The sequence below is a fragment of the Oceanobacillus phoenicis genome, assembly GCF_047238145.1.
In the GTDB taxonomy this organism is placed as follows: Bacteria; Bacillota; Bacilli; order Bacillales; family Amphibacillaceae; genus Oceanobacillus.
Genome location: NZ_JBDFME010000001.1, coordinates 3,422,366 through 3,435,734 on the forward strand (window position 1 = coordinate 3,422,366; position 13,369 = coordinate 3,435,734).

10 protein-coding genes are annotated in these 13,369 nt (G+C 35.6%); all 10 read right to left on the reverse strand.

The genetic code is table 11. The features are described 5' to 3' along the window. Window positions 1-105: 105 nt before the first annotated feature. The 10 genes from carB to ABC346_RS17230 all read right to left on the reverse strand — a co-directional run bounded on the left by carB (window position 106) and on the right by ABC346_RS17230 (window position 13,274). A complete protein-coding gene (gene carB, locus ABC346_RS17185; protein WP_413236016.1) occupies window positions 106-3,333 on the reverse strand; it encodes a carbamoyl-phosphate synthase (glutamine-hydrolyzing) large subunit in 3,228 nt (1,075 codons plus the stop codon). After that, the gene (locus tag ABC346_RS17190; RefSeq protein WP_413236017.1) at window positions 3,320-4,408 is read right to left on the reverse strand and encodes a carbamoyl phosphate synthase small subunit; all 1,089 of its coding nucleotides are present in this window, start codon (window positions 4,406-4,408) and stop codon (window positions 3,320-3,322) included. Before ABC346_RS17190 ends, carB begins: the two co-directional genes overlap by 14 nt. Continuing rightward, window positions 4,401-5,600: an acetylornithine transaminase gene (argD, locus tag ABC346_RS17195; RefSeq protein ID WP_413236018.1), complete on the reverse strand. Its 1,200-nt coding sequence runs from the start codon at window positions 5,598-5,600 to the stop codon at window positions 4,401-4,403. Before argD ends, ABC346_RS17190 begins: the two co-directional genes overlap by 8 nt. After that, complete coding sequence (gene argB, locus ABC346_RS17200) at window positions 5,593-6,390, reverse strand: acetylglutamate kinase (RefSeq protein WP_413236019.1); 798 nt, start codon at window positions 6,388-6,390, stop codon at window positions 5,593-5,595. The genes argD and argB overlap by 8 nt, the downstream gene beginning before the upstream one ends. A 9-nt stretch (window positions 6,391-6,399) precedes the next feature. Next, entirely contained in the window at window positions 6,400-7,623 is a 1,224-nt protein-coding gene (gene argJ / locus ABC346_RS17205; protein WP_413236020.1) for a bifunctional ornithine acetyltransferase/N-acetylglutamate synthase, read from the reverse strand. Window positions 7,624-7,635: 12 nt separating this feature from the next. Then, the gene (argC, locus tag ABC346_RS17210; protein ID WP_413236021.1) at window positions 7,636-8,676 is read right to left on the reverse strand and encodes an N-acetyl-gamma-glutamyl-phosphate reductase; all 1,041 of its coding nucleotides are present in this window, start codon (window positions 8,674-8,676) and stop codon (window positions 7,636-7,638) included. A gap of 178 nt (window positions 8,677-8,854) precedes the next feature. Then, window positions 8,855-9,817, reverse strand: a complete 963-nt coding sequence (locus ABC346_RS17215; protein ID WP_413236022.1) for an alpha/beta hydrolase — start codon at window positions 9,815-9,817, stop codon at window positions 8,855-8,857. Between the two features lie 154 nt (window positions 9,818-9,971). Continuing rightward, window positions 9,972-11,078, reverse strand: coding sequence for an ABC transporter permease (locus ABC346_RS17220; RefSeq protein WP_413236023.1), 1,107 nt, complete (start codon window positions 11,076-11,078; stop codon window positions 9,972-9,974). Beyond that, window positions 11,078-12,331 (reverse strand): ABC transporter permease, encoded by a 1,254-nt coding sequence (locus ABC346_RS17225; RefSeq protein WP_413236024.1) that lies wholly within the window; start codon window positions 12,329-12,331, stop codon window positions 11,078-11,080. Before ABC346_RS17225 ends, ABC346_RS17220 begins: the two co-directional genes overlap by 1 nt. 10 nt (window positions 12,332-12,341) lie before the next feature. Beyond that, on the reverse strand, window positions 12,342-13,274 hold the full coding sequence (locus tag ABC346_RS17230; RefSeq protein ID WP_413236025.1) for an ABC transporter ATP-binding protein: 933 nt from the start codon (window positions 13,272-13,274) through the stop codon (window positions 12,342-12,344). Between the last annotated feature and the right edge of the window lie 95 nt (window positions 13,275-13,369).

Consider the following 13,369-nt stretch of genomic DNA (forward strand, 5'->3'; position numbering starts at 1 on the left):
TACATTACCTACTTTTGTTCCAACCTCTAATATTTTCTTTTTCTTTCTGCTCGTACCTGTTAGTTATGGTGATTTTCAGGTTACCATAGCATACACTTTCTAAAACTATTTTGATGTTATTACTTCTTTTAAAGAAGCTGTATATGATTGTAATGAACGCACTTTTTGTTCAGTTGTGTTCATACTTTCTAAAACTGTCTGAGCAGTCTCAAAGCTAGTAAAGTAAGGAATTTTATATCTATTACAAAGTTCTCGTAATAAATATCCTAATCGATTCTTATCTCTCCCTTGATTTGGAATATTAATAACAACATCTGGTTGATGTTCATTAAAATACGTTTCTATCATTCCAATATCTTTTGATATAGCTTTTATTGAAAAACCTTCACCCAGTAAATAATTAGCTGTACCTTCTGTTGCTGCAAGACGGGAGAAATCATGATTATACTTATTCATAAATGTAATGCTATCTTCTTTCCAAAGATCACTAACAGATAGAAACACATCTAGCTTCCCTTTGTTATTAAAGTTAACCGGTACAATTGCTTTCTTGATAGCATCTTCAAAAGATGTACTCATTCCGATCAATTCCCCAGTTGACTTCATTTCTGGACCAAGGATTTGATCGACACCTTTTAACTTGCTCGATGAAAACACCGGTGCTTTAATTGTATAATAATTAGGGGCTGGTAATAATCCTACTTCTGAGACAAAATCAGTTAATGGATACCCTAGTTGTGAATGAACCGCCCATTCTATCATCGGAACCCCAGTTACTTTACTAATAACTGGTACTGTTCTAGAAGCTCTTGGATTAACTTCCAATACGTAGATTGTTTGATGATGTATTACAAATTGAATATTCATTATTCCTATAATAGGTAACTCTAAAGCAATTTGTTTTGCGATTTCAATCATTCTTTCTTGTTGCTCAGATGTGAGTAACTTCGGTGGAAAAACACCAATGCTATCTCCTGAATGCACGCCGGCTTTCTCTATATGTTCCACGATTCCAGGTATAGCAATATTTTTCCCATCACTAATAACATCTACATCGTATTCCATTCCTGGTAAATAAGCGTCTATTAAAAGTGGCCAACAACGATCATGTGTATCTTCTTTAATTTTAGATACATAGGATAGTAGGTCTTTCTCATTGTAACAAATATACATTGACTGCCCGCCAATCACATAAGAAGGGCGAATCAATACAGGAAATCCTAAATCTTTTACCGTCTCCACAACTTCATTTTGGTTGTGTACTACTTCTCCTTTAATATGTGGAATCCCTAACCGATTTAGGAATTGATAAAATTGTTCTCTATCTTCCATTTGATCAATTTCTTTAGGCTTTGTTCCTAATAATGGAATTTCTTCTTCCTCTAATTCATTAGCTAAATTAATAGCGGTTTGTCCACCAAACTGTAACATAACTCCATCGACTTTTTCCTTTTCAATAACCTGAAGTACGTCTTCCAATGCCAATGGTTCAAAATACAACTTATCTGCAATAGAATAATCGGTACTAACCGTCTCCGGATTATTATTTATCATAATCGTTTCAAATCCAGCTTTTTGAAGTGCCTGTACGGCGTGCACAGAGCAATAATCAAACTCGACTCCTTGGCCAATACGAATGGGACCAGAACCAACTACTAATATTTTTTTCTTATCAAGATTAACCTGTACTTCATCCTCCCCATGCCAAGTGGAATAGTAATACGGAGTTATTGCATCAAATTCTCCCGCACAAGTGTCAACCAACTTATATACTGGATGTACGCCGATTTCTTTAGCGAAATCTCTTACCTTCTTACTTGTTGTTTGCAGTAATTTTGCAATTTGAACATCACTTATATTGTATCTTTTCGCTTTTTTAAATAAATGAACAGGGAGTGATGCTAGCGTATAATTAGATAGTTCTTTTTCGGTATGAAGAATATGTTGTATCTTTACCAAAAACCAAAAGTCAATAAAAGTCTTTTGATGCAACGTTTCAACAGATATTCCTCTTTTCAGAGCCTCGGCTAATCCAAAAAGACGAAGATCATTTGGGGTTTCAATTAAACGGAATAATTCCCGTTCGCCTCGTTCATTCATCTTTGGCCAATCTAGACTGGATACGCCTAATTCTAATGATCGGACCGCTTTGTTCAGAGCACCTTCAAATGTTCGATCCATCGCCATTACTTCACCAGTCGCTTTCATTTGTGTTCCTAATGTGCGGTCTGCTTCAGTGAATTTATCAAAAGGAAAACGTGGTAATTTAACGACAATATAGTCTAATGCAGGTTCAAAAGAAGCATACGTTGAACCAGTTACCGGATTTTTCATTTCATCCAAATTCAATCCAATTGCACACTTTGCTGCCATGGAAGCAATCGGATATCCTGTAGCTTTAGAAGCAAGAGCTGAAGAACGACTAACTCTCGGGTTTACCTCGATAATACAATACTCATTAGAATCTGGATTTAAGGCAAATTGTATATTACATCCTCCAACCACATTTAATGCACGAATAACCTTTACCGAGGCTGAACGTAACATCTGATATTGATGATCTGTTAAGGTTTGAGAGGGAGCGACAACAATGGAATCGCCCGTATGTACACCTACCGGATCCATATTTTCCATATTACAAACGATAATACATGTATCATTTGCATCTCGCATCACTTCGTATTCTACTTCTTTCCAACCTTTAATACTTTTTTCAACTAATACTTGATGAATTGGACTTAACCCTAAACCTTTATTTAATAACTCTTCAAATTCAGCTTCATTATGGGCGAACCCTCCACCTTCTCCACCTAAGGTATAAGCAGGACGGAGAATGACGGGAAATCCTATCTCTTCAATAAATCGAAGTCCTTCCTCAACATTCGTAACAATTTTCGATTCCGAAATTGGTTCATTTATTTCAATCATCAACTCGCGAAACTTTTCACGGTCTTCTCCTTTTTGAATGGAGTCAACACTGGTACCTAATAGTTCCACTTCGTATTTTTCTAAAATGCCCGCCTCAAATAGTTCAATGGATAAATTAAGACCAGTTTGACCACCTAAAGTTCCTATTAATCCATCAGGTTTTTCTTTTTCAATAATTTTTACCAATGTTTCTTTATTTAAAGGTTCTAAATATACATTATCTGCAATTTGCTCGTCTGTCATGATGGTTGCTGGATTATTATTCACAAGCACAACTTCCATACCTTCATCTTTTAAAGCAAGACATGCTTGTGTTCCTGCATAGTCGAACTCTGCCGCCTGCCCGATGATGATTGGACCCGATCCAATAACGAGTACCTTGTTGATGTCTTTACGCTTTGGCATGCGTCAATGCTCCTTTCTTTTCTCTCACTTCATCTAAGAAATCTTCAAAAATATAATTTGTATCACTTGGTCCTGGATGTGCTTCTGGATGAAATTGCACACTGGTAACTGGATAGTGACAATGTTTTAACCCTTCTAAAGATCGATCATTTACATTCTTAAATAATATATTGAACTGATTATAATCGATGGTGTCTTCTTCCACTACATATCCGTGATTTTGAGAAGTTACCCACACCTTTCCAGTAAATAGATCTTTCACTGGATGGTTACCGCCTCGATGGCCAAAATGCATTTTCTTTGTCATTGCCCCATAAGCCAGTGCGATTAATTGATGTCCTAGACAAATCCCAAGTGTTGGATAGTCTTCTGTTAATTGTTTGATAACCGGAAAATATGCTTGTAATTCCATTGGATCTCCTGGTCCATTACTAAGTATTATGCCATCTAGGTTTAATTCTTTTATTTGATTTAGTGGAGTTTGATAAGGGACAACAGTCACCTTGCATCCTTGTTGAAGTAATGCATTTCGAATTGATTTTTTGTATCCGAAATCCATAATCGCAATATGAAGCTCACCTGTACCATAGGTCTCTAATTGTTTAACAGACACACTATTAACCAATGATAGTAAACTACGTGTTTGCCATGTTACATTTTTCGTTTCACTTTCTTCATTCACTATTTTTGCTCGCAAAGAACCATGTTCACGTATAATCATAACGAGTTGACGTGTGTCGATTTCAAACAAACCTGGAATACCAGCTTTCTCTAATTCATTCGAAAACGATCTTGTCAACTGATAGTGACTAGGTTCATCACATATATCACTAGCAATAACAGCAGAAACAGCGATTTCTTTACTCTCATCATCAATATCATTAATTCCATAATTTCCGATGATTGGGTAACAAAATGTAAGAATTTGACCTTTATAAGAAGGATCCGTCATCATCTCTTGATACCCTGTCATTCCAGTGTTAAAGACAAGTTCACCTTCAATAGCTTTTTTATCCCCAATTAAAATTCCTTCAAATACGTCTCCGGTTTCTAATACTAAAAAACCTTTATCCATTTGTAACTTCCTCCAGTTCTATTACTACTTCTTTCAACGCTTGTATACAGATTTGAAGTTCCTCTTTTGTTGTTGTTAATGGAGGCAATATACGTACTACTTTTTCACCAGCTGGTAGTACAAGTATTTGTTTTTCGCGAAGTTTTTCAATCCAGGTAATAGCTTGATTCGTAACTTCTATACCAATTAAATATCCTTTACCACGAATATCTTTAATCAATGGAGAGATTTCTTTTATTAGTTTTAATTGAGTTAACAATTCATCTTGAACTTCGTTACAACTTTCTAGAAAACCATCCTTTACTATTTCATTTAAAGTTGCAATACCTGCTGTAACAGCTATAGGATTCCCTCCGAAAGTACTACCGTGCGTACCTGGTGAAAATGATGATGCGACATGTTGTTTTGCTAGCATGGCACCAATTGGAAATCCAGATCCTAAACCTTTCGCCACCGTAATAACATCTGGTTCTATTCCATATGGTTCATATGCAAATAAACTTCCAGTACGTCCTATCCCCGTCTGTATTTCATCAATAATTAGCAAAATATCGGCTCGCTTACAAATATCGGCTAATTGTTTTAACCAATCTTTTTCTACAGTATGAATGCCACCTTCACCTTGGATTACTTCTAATAACACAGCAGATGTTTTCCCATTATCGATCTTAGACAGTGATTCGTTTTTATTAAATGGAAGATAACGAAATCCTTGTGTTAACGGAGTAAATCCTTGATGTATTTTTTCTTGTGCGGTAGCTGCCATTGTTGATCCAGTACGTCCATGGAAGGACTGCTCGAAAGTAACAATTTCAATGCGTTCATAATATCCTTTATCTTTCGCATACTTTTTCGATATTTTTATCGCAGCTTCATTCGCTTCCGCTCCACTGTTACAAAAGAATACTTGATCTAAACAACTATATTCAGTCAACATCGAAGCTAATTTTTCTTGACTAGGAATATGATATAAATTAGAGCAGTGCCATAATTCTTCTAACTGTGTTGATATTGCTTGTTGAACATTATCGGGTACATGCCCTAAATTACAAGTTGCTATCCCAGATGTATAATCTAAATATTTTTCTCCACTTTCAGCCCATAGAAAGCTACCTTTGCCTTTCGTTGCAGTAATTGGAAAACGATTATATGTTTGCATTACTGCGGATGACATTTTTGTTGTACTAGACATGTTCTACCTCGCTTTCTGTTAAGACCGTTCCAACTGCTTTTCCTTCTAAATAATCCTTAATATCATCTGGATTTAATCCATTTAAAATAACCGATTCATCGACACCACTTTTTAGACTTGCTAAAGCAGAACGAACTTTAGGAATCATACCACCATAAATGACGCCTGAATCTATTTTGCTTTCCACTTGTTTTTTAGTTAAATGATGATGTATCATTTCTTCACCATTAACCGATTCTATGACTCCAGGAATATTGCTAACAAATATTAACTTCGATTGAAAAGCTTCAGCAACCGCTCCAGCAGCCATATCACCATTTACGTTATAACGCCTATTATCTTCACCAATCGCAATTGGAGAAATTACTGGAATACCTCCACCGTTCATAATGATTGACAACCATTCTGTATTAACCTCGACAACTTCACCAACCAAACCAAGCTTTCCATTATGCATCAGTCTCGCTTGTAATAGTTTTCCATCTACTCCGCTTAAACCAAGTGCATTTCCACCAATGGACTGGATGCTAGCAACTATGCGTTTATTTATTGTTCCACTCATCACCATTTCAGCAATACTGAGAACTTCCTCTGAAGTCACTCGTAAACCATCAACAAACTCGGTTTCTATATTCATTTTACTTAGTGCATCATTAATTTCTGGACCGCCGCCATGGACGATAATTGGATTACAAGTTCCCACATTCTTTAGCTGTACTAGCATTTCATAAAACTTAGGAGAAAGTTGATTTAAGACACTCCCTCCAACTTTAAACACAACCGTAGTCATTTTTTCACCTCACGTTCGATAAGAAGCGTTGATTTTGATGTATTCATACGTTAAATCACAACCCCAAGCTGTTGCTGTATGCATACCATTTTGTAAATCTATTTCTATATTTACTGTTTCCTGATTTAAAGCCTGTTTGCAATTATCCTCATCAAAAACAATCGGTTCACCATTGTTCACTACTTCAATTCCTCCAATAGCAATCGATAGTTTGCTAGCGTCTACAAGTACACCACTATAACCTATCGCACCGATAATTCTCCCCCAATTAGCGTCATTTCCATAAATAGCTGTTTTTACTAGATTGGAGGAGATGACTGCTTTGGCAATTTGACTTGCTTGTTGTATTGTAGTTGCACCTTTTGTAACTACTTCAATGAGTTTTGTTGCACCTTCACCATCTCGAGCAATCATTTTCGCTAATTCGGTAGCAACAATGTTCCAAGCGTCCATAAACACTGACCAGTCCGGATGACCTTCGTTTAACTCATTATTTTCTGCTCTTCCATTTGCAAGTATTAACACCATATCATTCGTACTGGAATCTCCATCAACCGTAATCTGATTATATGATTGGTCTGTAACAGAACGCAGTGCCTGATGTAAACTATCTTTATTAACATTTGCATCCGTTGTAATAAAAGAAAGCATCGTAGCCATATTAGGATGAATCATCCCCGAACCTTTTGCAGCTCCACCGATGATAACTTGCTTGCCATCGACTTCTAACTTTACGGCTACATGCTTCGTTGTTGTATCCGTTGTTAGTATTGCTTTTTCAAAGCTTTGTGCATCCACTTGAGTATGAGATATTTGCCTGATACCATTTTTTACTTTATCCATTGGTAATCGTTCACCAATAACTCCTGTAGAAGCTACAGCTACATGATGTTGTTCGATATTTAATTGATTTGCTGCTAGTTCTTGCATGAGTAGTGCATCTTCATATCCTTGTTTACCTGTAAATGAATTTGCATTAGCAGAGTTCACAATAATAGATTGAAGTTGTTTTGAATGTTCGATTGCCTGTTTCGTAATTAGCAATGGTGCTGCTTGAAATGTATTTTGTGTATAAACACCTGCTGCATTTGCAGGAGTATCAGAATAGATCCAGCCGAAATCAAGTTTTTTTCGTCGCAGTCCACAATGAACCCCACCGGCGTAAAAGCCTGCTGGACTCGTCACATGACCATCTTTCAATATGGATATTTCTTTCACTGCTGTCGTTTCCATTGATACTCCTCCTTATGGATATATTGGCAAGAATGATAATCCTGTTTTTTCATCCCACTCATTCATCACATTAATATTTTGGATTGCTTGACCTGCAGCACCTTTTACTAGATTATCAATCGCAGAGGTTATGATTAGTTGATTCGTACGTTTGTCGACATATGCTCCAATATCACAGTAATTACTTCCTGTAACATCTTTTGTGGAAGGAAATTCTCCTGGTTTTCGAATCCGGATAAATGGTGAGTGTTTATAATACTGTTTGTAAAGTTCAATCACATTATTTGTATCTGTATCCATATGTAATGGTGCATACATCGTACACATTAACCCTCTTGTCATCGGGATCAAATGTGTCGTTAATGTCACTTTTACAGAAGCTTCCTTTGTAACTTGTGAGATATATCTTTCAATCTCTGGAGTATGTTGATGCGTTCCAATTTTATATGGGGTGACATTTTCATTTGTAGTTGAAAAATGCGTTTTTGCACTAGGATTTTTACCCGCTCCAGATATTCCCGTTTTTCCATCAATCATGATTCCTTTAGATTCAATAATGTTATTTTCTAACATCGGAATAAGACCAAGTAAAGCAGCAGTAGGAAAGCATCCCGGATTTGATATGATATTCGTTTGTTTAATCTTTTCTTGAAAAACTTCCGTTAACCCATAAGCTGCTACTTCCAATAAAGATTCACTTGCTGGTTTCTTCTCATACCATGTTTGGTAATCTTCTGAGGATATACGTAAATCCCCAGACAAATCTACACATTGGACAGAAGTATCTTGAAAGCTTGCAGCAATCTCTTTTGCTATTCCTGCAGGTGTTGCCAAAAAGACAATATCAATCTCGTGAATGAGTTGTTCAACGTTTAATTCTTCCATTGGATTTGCTAGATAGGTTGCAAGATGTGGGTATGTTTCATCGAGCAATTCCCCATGTTGTGATTGCGAGATTATCTTTGTTAACTCTATATATGGATGTGAATCTAACAGTCTAATAAGTTCGATAGCACCATATCCAGTACCACCAATAATTGCTGCCTTTTTCAAGACGAACCGCTCCTTTTTTAAAAATGGAATTAATCCATATTATAAATTCCTCTGCATGTTTATGCAAGTATATTTATAAAAAACAATTAATATTTATGCATTATTATATCGAATAACCATCAAAAACACTGTATAAAAAATGAATAAACGATAAGACTCCTTGTCAGAGTCTTATCGTTTATTCATCTATATATTTATCTAAAAAGCTATTTAGTTTTTCAATATACTTATCTTCTTCCTTAACAAAGGATTCCCCATGTCCTGCAGAATCAACCAATAATAATTCTTTTGGACTTGAAGTTTTTTCATATAATGTCTCTGTCATCTGTGTTGGAACAAATTGATCTTCTGTTCCATGAACATAAAATATTGGAATTTCTGATTTTTGCACCTGGTCTAATGCGGATGCTTCATTAAATGAATAACCTGCAAACATTTGTGTTACCAAACTCGTCGAAGGAATAAACGGAAACGATGGTATTTTATACATGCGGTCGATTTGGTAATCAAATAAATCTGCAGCACTTGTATATGGACAATCAGCGACAATTGCTTTTACATTACTCGGCAATTCCTCTCCGCTTGTCATCAACATCGTAGCCGCTCCCATTGACACTCCGTGTAGGACAATTTCAACATCATTTCCAAAACGCTCTATAACTTGGTCTATCCAGCCCATCATATCTAGTCGATCATGCCAACCAAAACCAATATAATCACCATCACTTTGTCCGTGTCCTCTGAGGTCTGGTGTTAACATATGATAACCTAGCTCTTCCACATAGTGTTCTCCGTAAAGAGCCATATCTTTACCTTTCCCCAAATATCCATGTGCCATAATAACTACTTTATTCGAAGGTTCTTTTGCCCTTAAAAAATAACCTTCTAGATTTAATCCGTCATGAGAAGTAATATTCCAATTTTCATAGTTTTGTTCTTCAGACCAATTTCTCCAATCACCATCTAGTAAAACATCCATCGTCTCGGCAGAAACTTCCAAATCTTGATTTCCACTTAAGAAATCTTTCACATTTCTTTCAATCGCTAATTGATAAAAGAAATATGCAGCCGCAAAATTTATAATAATAAGTAAGATTGCTATACTTGATATAATCCAAATCCACTTCTTTTTTCTCTTCACTTATATGCTCCTTTCAATTAATCATTACTAATTCTATTATACTAAAAGAACAAACATGTGAAGAAACCATGTTATGGAAATGTTGGAAAGAACAAAAACGCAACGAGGTTGGGCTATACTCGTTACGCTTTTGAATTTTACATCTATAACTTGCTTAGATATGACGTCTTTCCATTAAGTGGATTCCAATCCCGGTAAATAATACAGTCATAAACAATAATACACTTACTGGCTGAATCATATCAGAAAGTGGATAGTTATATACAGATAACCCCTGTACAATCTCCAATCCATATTTTATTGGATTAAGATCAGCTAAAAATAGTAAAAATTTATTTTCTACAATTTCCAGTGGCCAGAATGCACCACCTATCATCGCTAAAGATACAGCAACAATAGAAATTACTGCATTAAATTGTTCCGAGTTTTTTACAATAGCAGTAATTAAAATGGAAAGTGCTACAATTGCTAAAACATATGGTATCAGTAATAATAACACCTCCAAAAATCGACCGTTAAAATCGATATTAAATCCATAATAGAAGATAGCAAAAATAAGACAGATTTGTACGTAACCTTCAACAAAACTATATATTAAGTTACTCATATACATCTCCGTTTTCTTTAGTGGGGATAAAATCATTCGGTCCCACATTCCATTACGTTTTTCTACTAAAATATGGAGTACATTATAAGCAATAGTATAGATTGCAAAAAACAATGAAAACCCCGCGATTCGATGAATATTTCCATCATACAACCAATCTTGTTCACCTTGAAAGCTTGTTTTCTCGATTTCAAGCAATGAATTATCCATACTAGCCAAATAGTTTTCCAATACTTCATCTTCATCTAATCCTGCTTGCATAGCCGCTTCCTGAATTTTCATTTTTTGTTCTTTTTCAACATATTCTTGTTGGATGGTTTGACGAATCATACCTAAATGTGTAGACTCTACACCTACAATTAAATCAAAATCATCTTCATACAAGTGTATTCCTACATCTGCATCTCCGTCTTTTACCCTTGTTTCTAATTCGTCTTTACTAACCCATTCAAAAGTAAAATATTCTTGATCTTGTATTTCTGATTTCATTTCTTCTTGTATATCTTCATCGCCATATACAGGCACTACGATGGTGCCAACCGGACCTGACCCACCAATAAGTAAAGCGAATATTACTGCCATAGCTGTAAATAAAAGAAAGGTAAATGGTTGTCGAATAAACTCTCTGACTCTTGAGTAAAGGATCCCCTTCATTACTTAGACCCCCTTTTTGGATAACTTACTACTGCTAATAAAATAGATAAGAAAGTAAAACAGATCAGTACGATGAGGTAAGGAGCGATTTCTTTCAATGGAGCTCCTTGCAATACTTGAATATATGCACTTAAACTTGCTCCATTCGGAGTCATATTTCCAATTTGCTGAATGAGAGGTGATAATTCACCAATCGGAAAGAAGCTTCCTCCTAAGAAGGCAAAAATCGACACAATGATTCCTGAGAAAAAACCAATGATTTCTTCTGTATTAATTCGATAACTAATCGCCGTCAATAACACCGTTGTTCCACCTACTGCTAAGGCTAAAGAAAACGTTATAGTAAAAAACGAGATCATACTTGGCCATGTTATTTTAAAAACTAACCAAGAAAATCCAAAAATAAAAAGTAACTGTATAAATGATACAACTGCCGCTGATATAAGAACACTGAAGAAAAATTTCCATCTCGACATATCTGCCACAATCAATCGATCAAATACATGAATTTCTTTCTCACGATATACGAAAAAGCCTAACGTAGAAGCGACATACAACGCATTCATGACCGCCATACCAATCGTATAATACATTTGAGAAGAAATCGGTGTACGTTGTTCTATATGCTGTATTTCTCCTGTCACTTCATTGTTATACAATTCTTCATATGAGATTGGTAATCCACTTTCTTCCATAAATTGATTCATGACTAAGCCTTCATTAAAATTATGAATAATTGACTCGACTACTTCAGCTCCTATTTGCTGTTCTTGATTGACATATAATTCAAGTTGAGGAACTACATTTTCTTCCAAAGCGATCGCTTCTAATAATTCCAGAGTAAAATCTTCCGGCACTTCAATAATTGCTGAGTAAGCAGCCTCTTCCAAGATACTTTCTTTTTCAGATTCATCAATTTGATGCAATTCAATCATACTACTCAGTTCTTCACTTAAAAACACGTCTTCACGAAGGGTAGTTATCATGTGCAACGCATCTTTATCGGGAAATACCTCTGAGGGAACACCTAGCTCATTCATATTTTCTAAAAACTCGTCGACTTGTGATGTTTCATCTTGTTGCTCTAGCCAGGCAATTTTTATAGTTAACTGAGGATTATCTCCTTGCATAAAGCCGGAGAGTGCCGTACTAAGAATAACAATTAAAATAATTGGCAGCACCAGTAACATTAATAGTTGGATGGGGTTACGCAACAGCAGAAGCAGTTGTTTTTTTATTAATTGAAATATCATACACTACCTCCTAATCCCTTAGTGCTCTACCAGTTAAATGTAGAAAAACATCTTCTAATGTTGGGGTTTTCACATGTAGTGAACGAATATCCACTTTATGTTCCTCTGTTAAACGGATAATTTCTGGAAAAAGATTAATCTGTTTTGGAATAATTAAAGTAATTTCCTTGCCTTCTACTGTCAGTTGGTTAATGGTAGGTAACGATTTTAGACTTTCAATAAACTCATCATTCCATCGATCAGACATTAAAGATATCGTGTTTTCGGCAGACAAGATTTGTTTAATTTCCTCTTTGGTTCCAGAAGCAATCAGATCACCTTGATCCATGATATATATACGATCACAAAGATACTCGACTTCTTCCATATAGTGACTTGTATAAATAACCGTCATACCTTCTTCTTGATTCATTCGCTTTACTGTTTCTAAAATATAACTTCTTGATTGGGGATCAATTCCTACCGTGGGTTCATCCATTACTAATATTTTTGGTTGATGAAGCAGTGCAACACCAATATTTAATCTTCGTTTCATCCCTCCAGAAAAATTCTTTACCAATTCTTTTCTTTTTTCCGTTAATCCGATTTGTACTAGAACTTCCTCCATCCTCTCTTTTACTTCTTTGTTTGACAGACGATAAATCTTACCAAAGAATTTCAAATTTTCTTCCGCTGTTAATTCGGTATATAGGGCTATCTCCTGTGGGACTACACCAATATCTTTTCTTAACGAAGATGTTTGTTTCAATACACTGTTATTTAAATATCGAACATCTCCACTCGTTGGCTCAATTAGTGTAGATAACATGGAAATCGCAGTAGATTTACCTGCGCCGTTCGGTCCAAGTAACCCAATAATTTCTCCACGTTCAATAAACATATTTAAAGACTTAACTGCCTCCGTAGTCTTAAACTTTTTAGACAAGTCTACCAATTCGAGCATCGTCATCCCTCCTTACTTTTACTATATTGGAAAATTACTTTCCAACATACTGTCTTCCGTCATTTGTATCCACTTTTAAATATGACTCAAGTCAT

Excerpts from the sequence above, each read along its gene's own strand:
- argB (WP_413236019.1), bottom strand. The coding sequence starts at position 6,390 with ATGACTACGGTTGTGTTTAAAGTTGGAGGGAGTGTCTTAAATCAACTT.
- argD (WP_413236018.1), bottom strand. The coding sequence starts at position 5,600 with ATGTCTAGTACAACAAAAATGTCATCCGCAGTAATGCAAACATATAAT.
- ABC346_RS17230 (WP_413236025.1), bottom strand. The coding sequence starts at position 13,274 with ATGCTCGAATTGGTAGACTTGTCTAAAAAGTTTAAGACTACGGAGGCA.
- carB (WP_413236016.1), bottom strand. The coding sequence starts at position 3,333 with ATGCCAAAGCGTAAAGACATCAACAAGGTACTCGTTATTGGATCGGGT.
- argJ (WP_413236020.1), bottom strand. The coding sequence starts at position 7,623 with ATGGAAACGACAGCAGTGAAAGAAATATCCATATTGAAAGATGGTCAT.
- ABC346_RS17190 (WP_413236017.1), bottom strand. The coding sequence starts at position 4,408 with ATGGATAAAGGTTTTTTAGTATTAGAAACCGGAGACGTATTTGAAGGA.
- ABC346_RS17220 (WP_413236023.1), bottom strand. The coding sequence starts at position 11,078 with ATGAAGGGGATCCTTTACTCAAGAGTCAGAGAGTTTATTCGACAACCA.
- ABC346_RS17225 (WP_413236024.1), bottom strand. The coding sequence starts at position 12,331 with ATGATATTTCAATTAATAAAAAAACAACTGCTTCTGCTGTTGCGTAAC.